Here is an 18,773-nt window from a genome sequence, read left to right on the forward strand (position 1 = left end):
GGTTCTAGTAGACGAATTTCCGCTGCGACCAGTAGCTGAACAGGAAAAGCACTGCTTCCGTCACAAGCTTAGCCGCCAGTAATGGGACGCCTAGATTAATATTGAGAAGATGAAGGACACCGTAATTCAATAGAAGAACGACGATTACTAAAGCGTAATATTTCGGCAGCGACTTCGTGACGGTGGACGATGAAGAGGCCGTAGTCGATGCTGCTGCCGGAGCCTTCCGGCTGTTTTTGCGGAATACGAATTTTCGATTGAGTGAGTAATTGACGATCGAGCTGCCTAATCTCGCGCCAATGACGGCAAATAAGAGATGGCCGCTTAACAGCTGCAAGACGAGAAGCAGTACAAAATCAACGACGAATGAAGAGAGCGACGACGCGATGAAGGTGATGATCGGCTTATAAACACGAACGGAATCTTTGATCGGATGAAAGTGGCTCGATTTATTTTCGTCCAAATAAACGGTGTCGATCGGAATTTCATGGAATGCGTAGCCTGCTCCGGGAGCCTCAAGCAGCATGTTCATCTCATACTCGAACCTTTCCCCGTTAAGGTTGCACAGCCAGTCCAGCATGGGGGACGGATAGCCGCGAAGGCCGGTCTGCGTATCATAAAGCTTCACTCCCGTAGAGAAAGCATACATCTTGCGCGTCATTGTATTGCCGAAGCGGCTGCGCAAAGGCACATTGCCCGTAAACCGGCGGCCGCCCATGATAATCCGGTCCGGATGTTCGAGGACGGCTTCGGCGATCCGCTTAATATCGGAAGGCAAATGTTGACCGTCGCTGTCTGCGCAGACGACGCCATCGGTATCCATATGGCTTCTTATATAATTGAAGCCTGTCTTGAGCGCGCGGCCTTTGCCCAGATTGGTTTTATGCGTCAGCAGCATGCAGCCCAGTTGAACAACCTGCTTGAACCATTCGCTGTAAGCATCGCCGCTGCCGTCATCGACGACAACGATTGGCATGCCGGGAATGGAAATTTGCAGATCTTCGATCAGCTTGATCAGTCTAACATCCGGCTCGTAGGAAGGAATAAGGATAACCATCTCCATCACCTACCTTTCCGCGATATATAAAATATCGCTCACTCCGCGTTCTTTGTTTTTGCCTTGCGGATTGTTGACGACTCTGCCCATGAAATACATCGTAGACGAGCCGCCGCCGTCCAAATTATAAGCTTCGGTTGCTCCGAGCTCGGCGAATACCTCCGCGAATTCATCCAACGTCATGCCTCTGCTGTAATTCGACTTACGACCGTCGACAACGACGAACACATAATGATTAGCTGAGATCATTCCAATGCCGGTTCGCGGGTTAGCGCCTTGAATGGAACGATTGCCGAAGTTCGTATCGATCTTTACGCTGTCCAGGTCATCTGCGATCTCCCCGTCTTGGATTAAAGCCGGGCCGAATGACAACGTGTCGACGACGCCGTCCGCAAGCAGGCTGGAAGAGGAAATCTCCGCCTCGTCAAAGCTGCTGATCGTACCGTCCGCGAATAAGCCAAGCCCGATGCGAGTTGGCTCGTCCCGATATAGCGTTCCGCCCCGGATAATAACGCCGTCGCCGCGGAAGCCGTAATAATCGCCGTTAATCGCGAAGAGGGCGTTGTTGTCTTCTGCGATGCTGGAGGTGTAATCGATCACGTTGCGGCCGAAACTGTTTTTGGCAAAAGCCGAGCTTAGGGTTGCGTCACCCGCCAACTGCACATCGGCTACGAAATACGTAATCATATCCTCGCCGGAGCCCGTCTGAACCTGATCGATGCTAATGCTGATTTCATCGCTCTCGTAATTCCAATCATCGTATTCGGCTTGCTCGGCGGAAGGCTCTTGCGTGGCGCTGCTATCGTCGGTATCGACGCTTTGAGGCGCTTCCACGACGACCTCGACCTTTTCGATTAAGTAACGGTCAGCGAGGGCATACAGGATGCCGCCTATAACGACAACTGCTGTTGTAAGGATAATGGCGTATAGCTTTTTTCTTGATTTTCGTGATGGGTTCATGACTGTTATCACTTCCTGTTTGTTAGGGTTTCCTAACGATAAATCAGGCAGCTTAAACGAACCTTAAGGGTTAAGGGAGAGGCCAAGGGGAAAGAAGCCGACTTAATGGAGCAGCATAGGGGCTTGCTTGATCGAAGGCGCATGCCGGAATATTTTCTTATAGGCACGGTAGAAGGAGGAATAATCACCGAATCCGGCCGCGGCCGCGGCGCTATTAGCGGATTGGCCTTGCAGCATGAGATTTTGGGCCATCACGACCCGTTTGTGGATGACGTAATTAAGCACAGTGGTGCCGGTTGCCTGGCGAAAAACTTTGTTCAGATGATGTTTGCTTATGAAAAAATGGGCAGAGAGGTCATCGAGGGTAATCGGTTCGGCGATGTGATCGTTCAAATATTGAATGACGCGGGAAACGGTGGTAGAAGAGGCGGCAGCTTCCGTATGGCTCTTAAGCGAATGACTCATTTGCAATATTTGCGATAGCAGCGCTTCAAGCCGAATGCGGAGCGACAGCTCGCGAATATCAGCTTCGAAATCGCGGCAATCCATGAGCTGCTTGAAGAAGGAGAACAGCTCGTCCTTCACGCCTTGCGCGAAGTAAACGTTACTTGAGCCGCCTTCGGTATGAAATGGAGACAAGAGGACGGATTGGTACTCGCGCGGCAGAAATCCGGCAACAAAATGAAGCGATATGCGCTCGTATGGCGCATCGCTTTCGATCTTGACACCATGAAACACATGGGGGGCAATGAGCAGGATGCTGTGCGGCTCGGGGTCATAGCGTTTGCCGTCCACGAGATAGCTCACGTCGCCGGCAACGAAGTAGAACACTTCATAGAAGTTATGGCAATGCAGGGCGTATTGCTCCGTATTGCCATGTCCAACCGTATGGTGAAGAATGATTGAATCCGTATGAATATTCACATGCTGCATCGTCATACCCCCTGATCCATATTCCCCCCCAGTGTAGGAGATAATCGCTATTTTTGCAATGTTATTATTGATATTCACAATGGCGATTCCAGACCTGTTATCTATAATTAAAGGTGTAGGGACAATTGGAAATAAGGTCAAGGAGGAGACGGGACTTATGATTTTGGGCGCGCAGCTGTATACGGTTAGATCGTTCATCCAGACGGAGGAAGATATAAGACGATCGCTTAAGAAGATTGCAGATATGGGGTACAAATCGATCCAAGTATCCGCAATGGGAAAGATTGAACCGCAGACGCTTAGGGCGATATGCGATGAACTGTCGCTGAAGATTGCGCTCACGCATACGGGCTTCGACCGGATCGTTAACGAAACCGACAAAGTCATCGAAGAACATGACATTCTTGGCTGCGATTACATCGGCATCGGAGGCATGCCGGAGAAATACCGTACGATGGACTGGTACGATTATTTCGCCAAAGACGTGCGCAAAGCCGCTGGCACAATCGCACAAGCAGGCAAACTGTTCATGTATCATAATCATAATTTCGAATTCGAGAAGATCGAAGGCCGCCGCATGATCGAAAGGCTGATCGAAGACCTGTCTCCGGAGGAAATGGGCATTACGCTCGACACGTATTGGGTGCAGGCCGCAGGCGCTGACGTATGCGAGTGGATCGAACGGTTGCAGGATCGTCTTCATTGCGTGCATCTGAAGGATATGGCAGTAAGAGGCATGGAACAATTAATGGCGCCGGTCATGGAAGGCAATATGAACTTCCCGGCAATTATGAAAGCGCTTGAGAAGACGAATGCGAAATATTTGCTCGTGGAGCAGGACACTTGCCAAGGAAGTCCGTTCGAATGTTTGCAGACGAGCTACAATAATTTAGCCGCGCTAGGCTATCGATAGGAGGAGAAAAGGTGATGAGCAGCATGCGATTAGGCATTATCGGTATGGGCAATATGGGGACGGATCATGCGAAGAAGCTAATTGGAGGCGCAGTGCCGGAAATCGTGTTGACCGCCGTGGCGGACAAGGACGAGAAGCGTCTTGAAGCAGCTAGAGCGTATTTGCCGGATGCGGTAGCGATGTATGGCGGACCGGAGGCGCTTATGAACAGTGGCCTATGCGACGCAGTTATCGTCGCTACGCCGCATTATGATCACCCAACAATCGCCATCCAGGCTTTCGAGCGCGGACTCCATGTTATGGTTGAAAAACCGGCTGGCGTATACACAAAGCAGGTCCGTGAAATGAACGAGAAGGCGCAGGAGAGCGATGTCGTATTCGGCATGATGTTCAATCAACGAACGAACCCGGTATACCGCAAAATGCACGAGCTTGTGCATAGCGGCGAGCTAGGCGCGATCAAGCGGGTCAACTGGATCATAACAGACTGGTACCGATCGCAGGCATATTATGATTCCGGCAGTTGGCGCGCGACATGGGCCGGCGAGGGCGGAGGCGTACTTATCAACCAATGTCCGCATAATATCGACCTGCTCCAGTGGATTTGCGGCATGCCAAGCAAGGTCCGGGCGTTCTGCCATAACGGCAAGTGGCATAACATCGAGGTCGAGGACGATGTGACGGCATACTTGGAGTTCCCGAACGGAGCAACGGGCGTATTCATTACGACGACCGCCGATCTGCCGGGCACGAATCGGTTCGAGATTACGCTCGAGCTGGGCAAGCTGATCTGCGAAAACGATAAGCTGACGCTTCATAAGCTCAGCCAGAACGAGCGGGAATTCTGCTTTGAGACGAAAGAAGGCTTCGCGCGTCCGAGCGTCGAAGTGTCCGTCGTCGAGACGTTTGGGGACAACAGCCAGCATATGGGCGTTCTGTCCGCTTTCGCGAAGGCGGTATTGCACGGCTCGCCGCTTGTTGCGGGCGGCGAGGAAGGCATTCACAGCCTAACTCTGTCGAACGCGATGCATCTGTCCAGCTGGCTGGAGCAGACGGTCGAGCTCCCGATCGACGAGGAGGCTTACTTGGCGGAACTTAACAAGCGGGCAGCGGCTTCCAAGTTCAAGACGGTGGAAGCGTAGCTGTTCGATACGAGCGGGAGCTTCGGAAGCTAACTAGTCCGGCATGCGTGATAGCGTCGTTCTGGGAAGCTAAATCGCTCTTGTGGTGGAGAAACGCCTCATTAGTTTGATTTCGGGAAACTAATGGGGCGTTTTTTGGCGTATGCTAATCAAACCGACAATGCGAGGAGTGCTCGCTTTGGAGGCTCACTTGAGCGAGCAGCCGATTACATGGTTTAATAGGAATTGAACTATGACTCAGACAGCCTCAGAGCGAGCGGAAGGATGGAACTTACGATGATGCAAGCGGTGGAGATAACGAATCAAGAGCAGCTGAAGCTTGCTTTTGACATACGCATGGAAGTGTTTGTGAAGGAGCAGGGCGTAGATCCCGAAGTGGAGATCGACGAATACGACGAGCTGGACGGAAGGACAAGCCATGTGCTCGTTTATTACGATGATAAGCCGGTAGGCACCGGGCGTGTCCGAATCGACGAGGAGACGAAGACAGCGAAGCTTCAACGCATATGCGTTCGGGCTGCCTATCGGAAGTATGGCGTTGGCAAAGTTATTATGGACAAGCTGGAGCAGTTGGCGAAGCGGGATGGCGCATCCAAGGCGAAGCTGCACGGGCAGACGGAAGCGGAAGGCTTTTATATGAAGCTAGGTTACCGCACGGCGTCCGAGGTGTTCATGGAGGAAGGCATTCCCCATGTGCTGATGGTGAAGGAGCTTTAATCGGGCGAAGAAGAGACTTGGATGCTAAGGCTGAATAGCCTTGGCATCCAAGTCTCTTTTTTTGCGCAGCTAGGGTCATTTACAGGTTTTTGGCTGGGGAAAGACGAATAATAAAGCAGGCCATATCGTAATAACGCTCATGAAGAGCATAGAAATAGCCACACTTATGGGAAGCTTTTTTTGCTATAGTACAATTATTAGTCGGAGGTGCCAGCATGAGAACGGGCCTAATCAATCCTATGACAAAGCTTAACGTCAAGCAGCAGCTTATCCTATTGTTCCTCGTAATGGTAAGCCCGATCTATCTGCTCCATTGGTACGGCAACATGAAGACGGAGCATCTGCTCAAAAATCATGTGACGAATGCGTACGTCGAGCTCATTAAGCAGAATTACACGCTTATTAACCGCGACATTGATACCGTAAGCAAAATAACGACGACGATGATCCAAAACCCCGTTGTGCAAAAGCTTATTCCGAACGAGCACGATGCCGTCATCGAACGGGTAAGGAAGTTCGACAGCGTCGACAAGCTGCTTTCCAACAACTCAATTCCATTGAACGGAGGGGAAGCGGTTTATTATTCGTTGTACGTGTACGATCCGAATGATTATTATTTCTTCGCTCCGAAGCAGCAGTTTAATCAGACCGGCGTATATTTCTTCAATGATAAGACCAAGCCCGAATGGTTCGACGATGCCGTGAAACGAAACAGCGGCGGCTATATGACGATGATCGACACGAATGTCGGCTTGTCCAGGGTGAAGACGTATGCGTATATCCGAGCCGTCAACAGCGTGAATATTGCAAACGATACCATAGGCATTCTTGTCGCGACGCAAATGGATAAGAAGATCGGGGAATCGCTGCGATCCGTATCGCTGCCGGATGGCCATATTTATTTTACCGATTGGAACGATCGCGTCATGAGCTCAACCGAACCTCATCTGATTGATACGATTCTGTCTCTTCCGGCGGATGCTTCGATCCCCGATGGCGTCAACTCGCAAGGCAATCTTGACCTCATTACGGAAGATTCGATCTACGTGATCAACTATGACCGAGGCACACAGACGAAGCTTATATATCAGATTCCGGTGGAGTCGCTGCTTAAACAGCAGAACGAGCTGAAGCGAGTTATTCAATTGATTTCTGTCGTTTACTTGCTGCTCGGCTGTATCGTCATGATTTATTTTTGGCGTTCGTTAATGACGCCGTTGCAGAGGCTGGCACAGTTCGTACGCACCTATGAGCCGGGCAAGCTCGTGCCGGAAACGCCGTTCAAAGGGAGAAACGACGAGGTTGGCGTACTCGTTGGCGCGCTTTACGATATGGCCAGAAGGCTTAACGTGCTTATTCATTATAAGTACCATATGGATCTGAAGCAGAAGGAGTCGCAATTGCAGCTGCTGTACCAGCAGATTAATCCGCATTTGCTCTACAATACGCTGGAAAGCATTTATTGGAAAAGCTCGCTCGAGGGCAAGACGGAATCCGCGGATATGATTAAGGAGCTCTCTAAGCTGATGAAGATCAGCCTCAGCCGCGGCCGGGAGCTGATTACGCTGGAGGAAGAGCTGGAGCATGCATCGGCGTATGTGAGCTTGCAGCAGAAGCGATACAAATATGAATTCGAAGTGAACTGGATTATTCCGGACGCCGCGCGCCAGGTCTTGATTCCGAAGATTACGCTGCAGCCGCTGATCGAGAATGCGATGATCCATGCCGTCAAGAACATGGGCGAGGATGGCGAAATTCGGATCTCGGCAATGATCGAGGGAGAACGAGTAACGATCAAGGTAGAGGACAACGGGCATAAGACCGTCGACTATGCGGCGCTTGAGCGCATTCTTAACGAGGATAAGCCGGACCATACGTCGGGATATGGCATACGCAACATTCAGCAGCGCATCCAGCTGCATTTCGGTTATCAATACGGGCTAAGTTATAAGGAAAGAGAGCAGGGCGGCACAGTGGCGATGATCATGTTGCCCATGATAACAGCGGAGCAGCAGATTCACGAGGTATAGGATAGGGAGGCAGCAGGGATGTACAATATATTGATCGTAGACGACGAGCCGTTGATTTGTGATGGGCTGAGCAACCTACTATCTACTTCGGGCATTAGCCTAGCTAATGTGTATATTGCCCACAGCGGCTATGAGGCGCTCGACTATTTGCGCATTGAAGAAATAGACTTGCTCGTAACCGATATTCAGATGGGTTCGATGAACGGGATCGAGCTGATGCATCAAGCGAAGCTCATTAAACCGTGGGTACAGACGATTATTATATCCGCTTACGAGACGTTCCAATACGCACAGATGGCCATTCGCCTTGGGGCGAAGGATTATATGATTAAGCCGCTTAACAATGAGCAGTTTCTTGACTCGGTGCGGAATGTGCTGCTTAAGATGGATAAACCGGCAGCCGCGGAGGATCAATTCCTCTCGAAAATGCAGGAGCACTTCCGCATGGATGAGCCGCTTCCGCAGCGGACCGAGCTGTATAACCGGCTGCTTGCGCCGCCGCAAAGCAATGCCGCAGAGGCGGCAAAGCTGCTCTATGAGCGGTTCGGCAGGCGAGTCGAAGGACCTTACTTTGCGGTCATTAAGCTGAAGCTCAACTTTAGCTCGGCGAAGGAGCGCGCCATTCCTGCGAGCGACGCACAGCTATTGCAGTATGCGGCGCTTAATATCGCGGGCGAGCTGCTCGAGAAGGAATGGAACTACCTGTCCTTCTATTCGCCCAATCAGGAGATCAGCATTATCATTCAATGGGACGAGAACGAGTTCAGCGAGTCCTCCGTCAATAAGATCAATCAGCTCGATATGATCGGGCGCAGCCTTCATTATAATATCCATAAATATTTGAGCCTGCATTGCGTCATTGGGATTAGCCAAATTTTGCGAGGCATCGAGTTCTTAAGTATCCTTGACGAACAGGCGCGCAAGGCGATTCTATGGAATCGCGAGCATCGCGATCATTATGTGTTCTACTACGGCGATTTCAACTGGAGCACGTATACGCAAGACCCGACGGAGGAGGATCTAAGCGCGCAGAACAGCTTGATCGTCGAGAAGTCGAAGGCGTATATCGATCAATTTTTTAACCAAAAGGGTCTAACCCTGCACGAGGTCGCTCAGAAAAATCACGTCAGTCCGAACTACTTGAGCTATCTGTTCAAGAAGGATACGGGTTATAACCTATGGGAATATGTCATTAAGCTGCGTATGGAAGAGAGCCGCAGACTTATGTTGCAAACGGATCTTCGCAGGTACGAAATATCGGAGCGGGTCGGGTACGAGTCGCCGGAGCATTTCAGCAAAATATTCAAAAAATTCTTTGGCATGAGTCCGAGTGAGATGAAGAAGCAGGCAAGCGATTAGAACGACTCGATATCGCTCCGCCCACAACGAGTAAAAATGAACATCATTGCCTTAGATATGCACATTATCAGCGAGCGTCTATGCTTCTAAAATGGTATAGAGCGATAGAAAAGAAAAGAGGGAACGCTGATGAAACAACAAGTCGCAATGAGCGAATCGCCGGGCGTCAAAGCCTTGCGCAAGTCGGGCAGGTGGAAAAAACATATTCCGGGTTATTTGTTTTTAGCGCCTGCCGCCATCATTTTTTTACTGTTTTTGTGGGTGCCGATATCGAAAGGGTTATTTTATAGCTTTTACCACATCGACTTCGTCAAAGGGAATGAGTTTGTAGGATTCGATAACTATAAAACGGTGTTCAAGGACGCCGACGTATGGATTGCGATCAAAAACTCGCTGTATTACATGTTCCTCGGACTTGTGATGGGCTTTTGGATTCCGATCGTATTTGCCATTATTATATCCGAGATGCGCCGCTTCCAAGGGATCGTACGTATCGCCGCTTATTTGCCTAACGTGCTCCCGGCGGTCGTATTGTACGGGCTGTGGCGCTGGTTCTACGATCCGGTCGGTCCGATCAACGGAGCGTTGACGGGACTTGGCACCAATCAAATCGCTTTCCTATCCGATAAATCATGGTCGATGATATCAATCGTCTTCATGGAATCGTGGCAGCAATTCGGCTCTGCCATGCTGATCTATTTGGCAGCTATGCTCAGCATTCCGAAGGACTGGTATGAAGCTGCGGAGATCGATGGCGCGGGCATATTCCGCAGAATATGGCATATTACGCTTCCTTCCATTAGAGGGCTGTTGCTCCTGCTGCTGCTAATGCAACTGATCAGCACGTCGCAAGGGTTCCAGTCGCAGCTTGCATTGCTGGACGGCGGTCCGAACAAAGCAACGCTCACGTATGCGCTGCTCATTATTAAGTATGCGACCATGCGATTGGATTACGGTGTAGCTTCTGCGCTTGGCGTTCTGATGTTCCTTGTGCTCGGCGGTCTGGCACTGCTTCAATTCAGGCTGAACAACAAGGGAGGGAACTAACCATGAAGGCCAAGACGATAGAGCGCGGTATTTTATCCGATTACGACTATAAGAAGAAATCCAATATAGCAGGCTTGGCATTAATCGTTCTCCTTATACTGATCATGGTCGCTTCCATGGTCTATCCGATACTGTCAACGTTGTTCAACGGACTTAAGGCGAATACGGAGGTCAACTCCTTCCCGCCTCACTTTCTGCCTCAAGATTGGCATTTCGACAACTATAAGACAGGCTGGAATTATATCGATTTGACACAATTCCTAGGCAATACGCTGGCGATCTTCTTTGGCAATATGATCGTGACGATCATTGTGCTCGGTCTTGCGGCATTCAGCTTGTCGAAGCTGAACGTTCCGTATCGGAAGGGGATCTACTTCTTCTTCATGATTACGCTGTTCATCCCGCCAAGCACGTACATCATTCCGAACTTCCTTAATTTGCGGGATCTCGGACTGCTTAACTCGTATTGGGCCTTCTGGCTGCCGGCTGGCGCAAGCGCATTTTTCTTATTGTTGCTGAAAAATTTCTTCGATGACATCCATCATGAAATGTTCGAAGCAGGGCGTATCGACGGAGCATCGGAGTGGGGCTCATTCACGCGGATCGCGCTCCCGCTATCGGTTCCGATCTTCTCGACGCTGGCGATCTTCGTATTCTCGAGCGCCTGGAACGAATGGTTCTGGCCTTCGCTCGTCATGCAAAGCGATGATACGTATCCGCTTGCAACGGCTATTTATAAGTATGTTATTCAGGCTCGCAGGCTTGACCTTAACATTCGGTTCGCGATTCTGACGATGGTCATGCTGCCTCCAATTGTTGTATTCCTGCTGTTCCAAAAGTACATTATGCGCGGATTACAGCTCGGCGGAGTGAAAGGATAGCAGATTTTACGAATCGTAAACCTGCACATGATCGACATAAAAATACACCTCGTCGCATGAAAACGCCTTCGCTATGATGAGAATGTAAAAACAAATCCGAATGAGAAGGGGTATAACGATGCTAAAGAAAAATGTCGTAGTTATGGTTTGTCTCGTCCTGCTAATGTCGATCATCGCAGCGTGCAGCGGCAACGGAAATAATAAACCGGAGGAGACGACACCTCCGAAGGCAACGGATAAACCGAGCAATCAAGGCTCGGAAGAGACGGAACCGCCGAAGGACGATATCAAGGACAAAAAAGTAACGATCAGCATTTATTATCCATTGCCCGACCAAGTCGAAAACCGTAAAGCGGAAGACGATAAAATCGCTCGTTTCATCAAAGAATACCCGAATGTTGAAATCGTGAAAAGCGACTGGCACTACAACCCGGCGGAAATCGGCGTGAAGATGGCTTCGAACGAAGCTCCGACTGTATTCAACACTTGGGCAACGGAAGCGAAGTTTCTTGTTGAACGCGGCTGGGCTGCCGATATTACAGAGTTGTGGGATAACTACCAATACAAAGATCAAATCAACCCGATCCTTCAATCGCAGTTCAACATCGACGGCAAAGTATTCGGCATCTCCCAGAAGGGCTATGTGACAACGACGGTCGTCAACAAAAAAATGCTGGATGACAAAGGCGTAGCAATTCCTAGTTATGACTGGACTTGGGACGATATGTACAACACGGCTAAAGCGGCTGCCGACCCAGGCAAAGGCATTGCCGGTATCGCACCGATGGGCAGAGGCAATGAAGCGGGCTGGAACTGGACTAACTTCCTGTTCGAAGCCGGCGGGGAAATACAAACGGTTGCGGACGGCAAAGTAACGGCGGCATTCAACTCGGCAGCTGGCGTCAAAGCTCTCGAGTTCTACAACAAGCTGAGATGGGAAGCCAACGCAATTCCGCAAGACTGGGCGCTTGGCTGGGGCGACGCTGTAGGCGCATTTGCGCAAGGACGTACGGCTATGGTTATCGCCGGCGCTGGAGATGTGCTTGAGCAAGCTCTGAACCAAGGCGGCATGAAGCCTGAAGAGGTACTGTCATTCCCAATGCCGAAAGTTGACGCGAACGGCAAGCATACGGGCGTACTTGGCGGCGACTACCTCGTCATCAACCCTAACGCTACGAAAGACGAGCAAGAAATCGCGTTCCGTTACATTACATTCGACTACTTTACAGATAAAGGTCTGGAGTCGCTTGAGAACGATATTAAGAAACGCCAAACGGAAGGCAAATTCTTCATCCCGCCGCAATTGAACTACTTCAGCAGCGATTCCGAGTATGGTCAAAAGGCAAAAGCGATCTTCGACAAATACGACAACGTATACAAATACAACGCTGAATCCGACAGCCTGCTTGACGGCAAGCCGGAAGCGCAATACAATACGCAAGATTACTACGGTGAGGTAACGAACGCATTGCAAGAAGTATTCTCCAAAAAAGGCGCAGACCTGCAGAAGCTGCTCGACAACTCTGCGAAGCTGGTACAAGAGAAATTCTACGACGCGATCAAAGTCGAATAGGAAGACAGAAGCCCGGTTCTCCGTATGGAGGATCGGGCTTCTTGCTTGTGCTTAATTAGCTGGCTCGTTGATTCCGATGTTCGTAATTTGATTCAGCGGAACGGTCATGAGCGTAGACGAACCAGTGATAAACGTGACAAGTGTTTCTTGAATACTCGATACCGTGCCAGTGAAGCCTGTCGGTTGTCCGGCAGTCATGACAGTGACCGTTGTGCCTTCCAGCAAATACGCCTTCAATAGGGCTATCAGTTCGGAAAAGTCGCCAATGAATGCTGGTTCAGGAGGACCTTGAATGCCCGGTGGTCTTTCAATTCCTGGTTCGCCTGTTGGACCGACTGGACCTTGGATGTCTGGAACGCCTTGCGGTCCAATTGGATCTATAATCCCTTCAGCGTCTGTAGCTCTGGTTGCTTCGATCGGTCTTGTAAGTTTGCGTAAGCCTTGCGTTCCGTTGTTGCCTCTTGGACCTTTAGGAGCTTTTGGTTTTTCAACGCATTTGATAGGCTTGACGACATGTATCTTCTTAACAACATGTGCCTTCTTGATATCATGTACCGTCTTAACAACATGAATCTTCTTCAATTTTTTGATAGCTTTAACCCGTTTCACGAGTTTAACTTTTTTAGCTTTTTTCAGTTTTTTGTCATGATGCGGCTTAGGTTTTTCATCCTGCTTATGCTTGTGTTCATGCTTGTGTTCATGCTTGTGTTCATGCTTGTGCTTATGCTCTTCATGTTCTTTTTCATGACCACAACAGTGTCTTACAGGTACGTGTTGACCCTCCAGTAATAGCAGGGGCGCGCCTGGAGGACTGTAGTAACGTTTTTTAGGCACTTTAACGATTTTTATTTTTTTGTGTTTCACCGGCTTGTGGACAGGCGCAATAGCTGCATGGCTTTCATGATGATGCTGGTGATGGACCGGGGTCATCTGCCTCGGATCAATGACGTATCTGCCTTGAATGGAGACGGATGGACGTTTGATATAGACTTTCGTCATATGCGTTCCTCCTAGTGGTTCGTACTTCTATATATGTATCCTTTTTGAGCTTGAGAGGTTCTAGGATATACACTATCTTTTGCCTTCTAGCACGCCTTGCGAGACACTAGCCCTGCCGCTGCAAAGGGTTATGGCTATTCATTTTTATCCGTGAGTGTCATCGGTGTATAATTGTTGTATAACAAAGGTCTAGTGGAGGCGGAGCATGTACACGATCATGATCGTAGAGGATGACGCGAAGATAGCCGAGCTGCTGCGCGCACATATCGAGAAGTACGGTAATGAGGCCGTTATCGCCAGCGGCTTCCAGCATATATTGGATCAGTTCCAGCAGATCAAGCCGCATGTGGTGTTGATGGACATTAATTTGCCTAGCTTCGACGGCTTCTACTGGTGCAGGCAGATTCGTACCGTATCGACGTGTCCGATCATCTTCATATCCGCGCGAAGCGGCGAGATGGATCAAGTACGGGCGATCGAGAACGGCGGCGACGACTATATGACGAAGCCCTTTCATTATGAGGTCGTCATGGCCAAGATACGCAGCCAGCTGCGGCGAGTCTACGGCGATTATGCAGCATCATCGGCTGAACGGCTCGTTGAACGGGCAGGATTGACGCTTTACCCGGAACGAATGGAGCTTCGACTGGGGGACAAAACTGCTGCATTAACGAAGAAGGAGACGGTTCTTGTAGAGACGCTGCTAAGCAGGATCGAACGACTGGTCAGCAGAGAGATCATTTTGGAGAAGCTGTGGGACGATTATACGTATGTGGATGATAACGCGCTCAGTGTTAACATTACGCGTGTGCGCAAGAAGCTGGCTGAGCTTGGCATTGAGGGCTCGCTGGAAACGGTTCGCGGCACAGGCTACCGGTTAAGCGACACTTGGAGCGAGGGAAGACAGCTATGAAGCTGTTTCTCCGCGAACAATGGCCTCTAGCTGGTGTCGTTCTGCTGCAGATGGCGGCGGTGACCGTCGTCTTTTATTTGGAAGGTTATCGGAATTGGAAGGTTGCGCTGTATGCGTATTTGCTTGGCTTTTTCTTCTTGGCTGTGTATTTGGTTTACCGGTATGCAAGTCATCGGCGGTTCTATGAGGTGTTGTCGAGCAAGCAGGTTCGAATCGAGGAATCGATTCAAACGTTGGAATCCGCCCCGCTGCAAGCGGCTCTTGGAGAGCTGCTGCATACGCAATACCGCCATTATCAGAAGCAGATTTTAGAGGATGAGCGCAAATGGCAAAATCAGATTACGTTCATGAATCAATGGGTTCATCAGATGAAGACTCCTCTCTCGGTGCTGGAGCTGCTGCTGCAGGATAGCGACGAGCCGCGGGATGTCAGCATGTCCGAGGAAACGGATCGTATCCGCAAGGGGCTTGAGATGGTACTGTATATGGCGAGGCTGGAGACGTTCGAGCAGGACTTTCAGGTGGAGACGTTATCGCTTAGGGAACTCGTGAACGATGTCATCTTAGAAAATAAGCGGCTATTCATCCGCAGCTTCGTTTATCCGGAGATACAGATTGATGAATCCCTTCGCGTGGAATCCGACGGCAAATGGCTGCGGTTCATCCTGCAGCAGTTGATTGCCAACGCGATTAATTACTCGGCGGGCTCGAAGCAGAAGGTGACCGTGTCGGCAAAGACAGACGATCGGTCGGTTATATTGGAAGTTATCGATCAGGGAGCGGGCATTCCCGCATCTGATCTGTCTCGCGTCTTCCAGCCGTTCTTCACGGGAGAGAACGGTCGCAGGTTCAAGGAGTCGACAGGCATGGGCCTTTATATCGTGAAGCTGGTGCTGGACAAGATGAACCACGACATCAGGCTGCAATCAAAAGTTGGCGAAGGAACGACCGTACGCATTACATTCCCGTATGCCGCCCGGGCGGTAGGTCTGTAAGAGCATATACGCACCACGTACAGCTCCCCGTCGACCGGTTTTTCACACCGATCGGAGGCTGTAAGCGCAAATACGCTCTTACAGCCCGCTTGGCAAAGTTACTCTTGAGCTGTAAGAGCATATGCGCTCTTACAGCCCACCGGGGTCTGGTTTTCTACACCGATCCGAGTCTGTAAGCGCATATATGATCGTACAGCCTGCTTGGCAGAGTTACTCATGTGCTGTAAGAGCATATGCGCACTTACGGCTCGTCACCCGGCGCATTCCCAATGGCCCATTCGCCAATCTTACAAAGTTGTTAGGTAAATGAAAGCTGCGCTCATAGGAGCGACGGCTTTTTTGAATTATAGTAAAGTATAAGTTTTACTCTTATGCCTACGCCAATAATTCACCGCGAAACGAATGCTACACGCTGTCAGAGGACAGCACAGAACCGAGCTGCGCAATGAAGCGGTTAGCGGTTCGTGCGTAGCGTTAGCCGTTTACGGTTGGGCTAGACTAGAGCTATCAACAAAATGTGGGGAGAGATCATCCAGTGGAACTGCTGCATGTACGAAGCTTAAATAAAATATATCCGGGCAAGGTTGCTTATAAAGCATTGACGAACGTTGATCTGACGATCGAGAAGGGGGAGTTCGTCGGCATCATGGGCCCATCGGGCAGCGGCAAAACGACGCTGTTGAATATGGTGTCCACGATCGACCGTCCGACCTCAGGCGAGGTTCGCATTAACGGACAAGATCCATATGAGCTGTCCTCCGAGAAGCTGTCCCAGTTTCGTCGGCGGGAGCTTGGATTTGTATTCCAAGCGTTCAATCTGCTCGACACGCTAACGGTGAAGGAGAATATCGTATTGCCGTTAACGCTGGACGGCGTTAACCTGACGGAGATGAATAAGCGAGTTGCCTATATGGCTGAGAAGCTGGGCATTAGCGGTATTCTCGATAAACGCACTTATGAAATATCGGGCGGTCAGGCACAGCGTACGGCAATTGCGAGGGCGCTCATTCACACTCCGAAGCTGCTGTTGGCCGACGAACCGACCGGTAATCTCGATTCCAAGTCGGCGCGGGATGTAATGGAGCTTATGTCGCAGCTGAACAAGGAGGAGAACGCGACGACGATGCTCGTGACGCATGATGCGATGGCCGCAAGCTACTGCGATAGAGTCATGTTCATTAAGGATGGACAGTTCTACACCGAAATTCATTGCGGCGACAACCGTCCGGCCTTCTACCAAAAAATCATCAACGTGCTCGCTTTGCTTGGGGGGAACGAGAATGAATTTTCGACAATTCGCGTTTAATAACGTTTTTCGCAAAAAAAGAACATATGCCGCCCATTTCATGAGCAGCGCCTTTTCCGTCATGGTCTTCTTCATCTACGCCGTGCTGCTGTATCACCCGGATTTCCAAGGGCAGCTTGCATCCAGCAGCGAGACGGCTTCCTATCTTGGGGGAATGGGGCTGAAAATCTCGCAGTATTTGATCTTTATTTTCTCGTTTCTGTTCCTGCTCTATTCGACAAGCGCCTTCCTCAAGGTGCGGAAACGTGAATTCGGCATTCTGCTGATTCTGGGCATGTCGGAGAGACAGCGCAAGAGGCTGACTTTTATCGAAAATATGATTATCGGTCTTGCCTCCGTTGTATGCGGCATCGTCATCGGATTGCTCTTCACGAAGCTTATTCTGCTCGTTAGTTCACGAATGCTTATGCTTGAGGAGACGCTGAACTTCTACGTCCCTATTGAAGCGATATGGACCACGGCTGGAGCATTCGCGCTGCTTTTTCTATTCATCTCGCTTCTGACGATGCGGATCGGCAAACGCAATCAAGTGCTGGATCTCATCAAGGAAGGCGAGAAACCGAAGCCTGAACCGAAGCCGTCGTTGTGGCTATCTCTGCTAGCGCTCGTCCTAATCTTGGGCGGTTATGGCATGGTGTTCTATTTCGTGTTCGGCAAAGCGTATTACTTCACGCTGCTTATCTCCGCAGTCAGCAGTGTTATTCTCGGTACGTATTTCATGTTCACGCAGCTTAGCGTATATGCGATACGGGCTATGAAGAAGCGGGAGAAATTCTTTTTTCGCCGAATCAATCTTCTGACGTTATCAGATTTGACGTACCGCATGAAGGATAACGCGATCATGTTCTTCATGGTTGCAACGGTGATGGCTGTCGCGTTCTCCGGTATCGGCGTTTGTCTGGCCGTAGGCGATCCGGTCCGTTCGGAGAAAATGAATCCTTATGCAATAACGTACCGATCGCTGAACGATAACAAGATGGAGCAGGAGCATATTAAGACGTTTGATGAGAAGTTGTCGAGCGGGGGCTTCTCTTATGAGAAAGTTGCAGTCATGCATAGATATACGAATGCAGGCGGCATGATCATTCGGCTTAGCGACTTCAACAAGCTTGCTACGCTGCTCGGCTATGAGACGGAAAGCTTATCGAATACGGAAGTCAGCATCGCGTCGGGAATTGCATCGCGCAACAATCGAAGTTATGACGACGTCGGGCTACTGTCAGCGGTCAGAGAGTGGTCCGGAGCGGATATGATCATCAAGAACAGATTCAATGAGCTCATTTCCACGGAATACGGCGATACGTTAATCGTGTCCGACGAGCTGTTCAATACGATTCCAAAGACGCAGTTCGAGCAGGAAAATAACATTAACGAGACTGTCTATTACTACGTAGTGCCGGACTGGTCGCATACGTTAAGCATAAGTCGAGGCTTTGAGGAGCTTATTCCGGCATACGGCGAGAACGGCGAATATTATTATTCGTTGCTCGTCATGGACTGGTATCACGATAAGCAGCTGAATGCGATTTTGTTCATTATCAGCGTCCTCGTGGGAGTCGTCTTCTTCACATTCGCGGCCAGCTTCATCTACTTCCGGCTATATGCCGACTTGGAGCGGGATGAGCGTCAGTATCAGATGATTAGCAAGCTAGGACTTAGCCGCAAAGAGCTTAAGCGGTTAGTGACACGCCAGCTCGTGCTAATGTTTTTCCTGCCGTTCCTGCTCGGTCTTATTCATAGCGCAGTGGCATTCGTCAACATGGAAGGGGTCGTTCAATATTCGATGCTTGGGAGCGCCCTCAAAATCTATGGCGGGTTCATGCTCATTCAGCTCGTGTATTACTTCATGATCCGCTGGCGCTACTTGCATCATATGTACCAGAAGCTGGCATAAGCGTAAGCGTTAATGGGTTCAATCAAAAAGTTTCAAGCTCTCCGGCTCGCTCAA

Annotated in this window: 16 protein-coding genes; 12 read left to right on the forward strand and 4 right to left on the reverse strand. The window is 50.1% G+C overall.

Annotation, left to right across the window (positions count from 1 at the left end; translation table 11 throughout):
- Window positions 1-4: 4 nt before the first annotated feature.
- From V8F51_RS22635 to V8F51_RS22645, 3 genes are all read right to left on the reverse strand, one after another.
- A complete protein-coding gene (locus V8F51_RS22635) occupies window positions 5-1,063 on the reverse strand; it encodes a bifunctional glycosyltransferase family 2/GtrA family protein (RefSeq protein WP_337102769.1) in 1,059 nt (352 codons plus the stop codon).
- A gap of 3 nt (window positions 1,064-1,066) precedes the next feature.
- Complete coding sequence (locus V8F51_RS22640; RefSeq protein WP_337102770.1) at window positions 1,067-2,017, reverse strand: phosphodiester glycosidase family protein; 951 nt, start codon at window positions 2,015-2,017, stop codon at window positions 1,067-1,069.
- A gap of 102 nt (window positions 2,018-2,119) precedes the next feature.
- On the reverse strand, window positions 2,120-2,950 hold the full coding sequence (locus V8F51_RS22645) for an AraC family transcriptional regulator (RefSeq protein WP_337102771.1): 831 nt from the start codon (window positions 2,948-2,950) through the stop codon (window positions 2,120-2,122).
- A 58-nt stretch (window positions 2,951-3,008) separates the two neighbouring features.
- Between V8F51_RS22645 and V8F51_RS22650 the strand changes: the two genes are divergently transcribed.
- From V8F51_RS22650 to V8F51_RS22685, 8 genes are all read left to right on the forward strand, one after another.
- Window positions 3,009-3,863 (forward strand): sugar phosphate isomerase/epimerase family protein, encoded by an 855-nt coding sequence (locus V8F51_RS22650; protein ID WP_337102772.1) that lies wholly within the window; start codon window positions 3,009-3,011, stop codon window positions 3,861-3,863.
- Between the two features lie 14 nt (window positions 3,864-3,877).
- Entirely contained in the window at window positions 3,878-5,005 is a 1,128-nt protein-coding gene (locus V8F51_RS22655) for a Gfo/Idh/MocA family protein (protein WP_337102838.1), read from the forward strand.
- Between the two features lie 279 nt (window positions 5,006-5,284).
- Complete coding sequence (locus V8F51_RS22660) at window positions 5,285-5,722, forward strand: GNAT family N-acetyltransferase (protein ID WP_337102839.1); 438 nt, start codon at window positions 5,285-5,287, stop codon at window positions 5,720-5,722.
- A 215-nt stretch (window positions 5,723-5,937) separates the two neighbouring features.
- Window positions 5,938-7,752: a sensor histidine kinase gene (locus tag V8F51_RS22665; RefSeq protein ID WP_337102773.1), complete on the forward strand. Its 1,815-nt coding sequence runs from the start codon at window positions 5,938-5,940 to the stop codon at window positions 7,750-7,752.
- Window positions 7,753-7,770: 18 nt separating this feature from the next.
- Window positions 7,771-9,111 (forward strand): response regulator transcription factor, encoded by a 1,341-nt coding sequence (locus tag V8F51_RS22670; RefSeq protein WP_337102774.1) that lies wholly within the window; start codon window positions 7,771-7,773, stop codon window positions 9,109-9,111.
- A 129-nt stretch (window positions 9,112-9,240) separates the two neighbouring features.
- Window positions 9,241-10,158 carry a carbohydrate ABC transporter permease gene (locus tag V8F51_RS22675; protein ID WP_337102775.1) on the forward strand — a complete coding sequence of 306 codons (918 nt, stop codon included), beginning with the start codon at window positions 9,241-9,243 and terminating at the stop codon, window positions 10,156-10,158.
- 2 nt (window positions 10,159-10,160) lie between these two features.
- Complete coding sequence (locus V8F51_RS22680; protein ID WP_337102776.1) at window positions 10,161-11,039, forward strand: carbohydrate ABC transporter permease; 879 nt, start codon at window positions 10,161-10,163, stop codon at window positions 11,037-11,039.
- Between the two features lie 118 nt (window positions 11,040-11,157).
- Window positions 11,158-12,612 carry an ABC transporter substrate-binding protein gene (locus V8F51_RS22685; RefSeq protein ID WP_337102777.1) on the forward strand — a complete coding sequence of 485 codons (1,455 nt, stop codon included), beginning with the start codon at window positions 11,158-11,160 and terminating at the stop codon, window positions 12,610-12,612.
- Window positions 12,613-12,663: 51 nt separating this feature from the next.
- On the opposite strand, the gene V8F51_RS22690 is transcribed toward V8F51_RS22685, so the two are convergent.
- Window positions 12,664-13,611 (reverse strand): hypothetical protein, encoded by a 948-nt coding sequence (locus V8F51_RS22690; RefSeq protein WP_337102778.1) that lies wholly within the window; start codon window positions 13,609-13,611, stop codon window positions 12,664-12,666.
- A gap of 205 nt (window positions 13,612-13,816) precedes the next feature.
- On the opposite strand from V8F51_RS22690, the gene V8F51_RS22695 reads away from it, so the two are divergent.
- From V8F51_RS22695 to V8F51_RS22710, 4 genes are all read left to right on the forward strand, one after another.
- Window positions 13,817-14,524: a response regulator transcription factor gene (locus V8F51_RS22695; protein WP_337102779.1), complete on the forward strand. Its 708-nt coding sequence runs from the start codon at window positions 13,817-13,819 to the stop codon at window positions 14,522-14,524.
- The gene (locus tag V8F51_RS22700) at window positions 14,521-15,519 is read left to right on the forward strand and encodes a sensor histidine kinase (protein WP_337102780.1); all 999 of its coding nucleotides are present in this window, start codon (window positions 14,521-14,523) and stop codon (window positions 15,517-15,519) included. Before V8F51_RS22695 ends, V8F51_RS22700 begins: the two co-directional genes overlap by 4 nt.
- A 535-nt stretch (window positions 15,520-16,054) precedes the next feature.
- Window positions 16,055-16,825 (forward strand): ABC transporter ATP-binding protein, encoded by a 771-nt coding sequence (locus tag V8F51_RS22705; protein WP_337102781.1) that lies wholly within the window; start codon window positions 16,055-16,057, stop codon window positions 16,823-16,825.
- Window positions 16,800-18,719, forward strand: a complete 1,920-nt coding sequence (locus V8F51_RS22710) for an ABC transporter permease (RefSeq protein ID WP_337102782.1) — start codon at window positions 16,800-16,802, stop codon at window positions 18,717-18,719. The genes V8F51_RS22705 and V8F51_RS22710 overlap by 26 nt, the downstream gene beginning before the upstream one ends.
- Window positions 18,720-18,773 lie beyond the last annotated feature (54 nt).

Origin of the sequence: Paenibacillus sp. YIM B09110, assembly GCF_037167145.1 — a bacterium.
In the GTDB taxonomy this organism is placed as follows: Bacteria; Bacillota; Bacilli; order Paenibacillales; family Paenibacillaceae; genus Pristimantibacillus.

What these genes read in the sequence shown, in the direction of transcription:
- V8F51_RS22650 (WP_337102772.1), top strand. Translation starts at nt 3,009, where the DNA reads ATGTTATTATTGATATTCACAATGGCGATTCCAGACCTGTTATCTATA.
- V8F51_RS22680 (WP_337102776.1), top strand. Translation starts at nt 10,161, where the DNA reads ATGAAGGCCAAGACGATAGAGCGCGGTATTTTATCCGATTACGACTAT.
- V8F51_RS22645 (WP_337102771.1), bottom strand. Translation starts at nt 2,950, where the DNA reads ATGCAGCATGTGAATATTCATACGGATTCAATCATTCTTCACCATACG.
- V8F51_RS22690 (WP_337102778.1), bottom strand. Translation starts at nt 13,611, where the DNA reads ATGACGAAAGTCTATATCAAACGTCCATCCGTCTCCATTCAAGGCAGA.
- V8F51_RS22640 (WP_337102770.1), bottom strand. Translation starts at nt 2,017, where the DNA reads ATGAACCCATCACGAAAATCAAGAAAAAAGCTATACGCCATTATCCTT.
- V8F51_RS22660 (WP_337102839.1), top strand. Translation starts at nt 5,285, where the DNA reads ATGCAAGCGGTGGAGATAACGAATCAAGAGCAGCTGAAGCTTGCTTTT.
- V8F51_RS22675 (WP_337102775.1), top strand. Translation starts at nt 9,241, where the DNA reads ATGAAACAACAAGTCGCAATGAGCGAATCGCCGGGCGTCAAAGCCTTG.
- V8F51_RS22655 (WP_337102838.1), top strand. Translation starts at nt 3,878, where the DNA reads ATGAGCAGCATGCGATTAGGCATTATCGGTATGGGCAATATGGGGACG.
- V8F51_RS22635 (WP_337102769.1), bottom strand. Translation starts at nt 1,063, where the DNA reads ATGGAGATGGTTATCCTTATTCCTTCCTACGAGCCGGATGTTAGACTG.
- V8F51_RS22695 (WP_337102779.1), top strand. Translation starts at nt 13,817, where the DNA reads ATGTACACGATCATGATCGTAGAGGATGACGCGAAGATAGCCGAGCTG.
- V8F51_RS22710 (WP_337102782.1), top strand. Translation starts at nt 16,800, where the DNA reads ATGAATTTTCGACAATTCGCGTTTAATAACGTTTTTCGCAAAAAAAGA.
- V8F51_RS22665 (WP_337102773.1), top strand. Translation starts at nt 5,938, where the DNA reads ATGAGAACGGGCCTAATCAATCCTATGACAAAGCTTAACGTCAAGCAG.
- V8F51_RS22700 (WP_337102780.1), top strand. Translation starts at nt 14,521, where the DNA reads ATGAAGCTGTTTCTCCGCGAACAATGGCCTCTAGCTGGTGTCGTTCTG.
- V8F51_RS22670 (WP_337102774.1), top strand. Translation starts at nt 7,771, where the DNA reads ATGTACAATATATTGATCGTAGACGACGAGCCGTTGATTTGTGATGGG.
- V8F51_RS22685 (WP_337102777.1), top strand. Translation starts at nt 11,158, where the DNA reads ATGCTAAAGAAAAATGTCGTAGTTATGGTTTGTCTCGTCCTGCTAATG.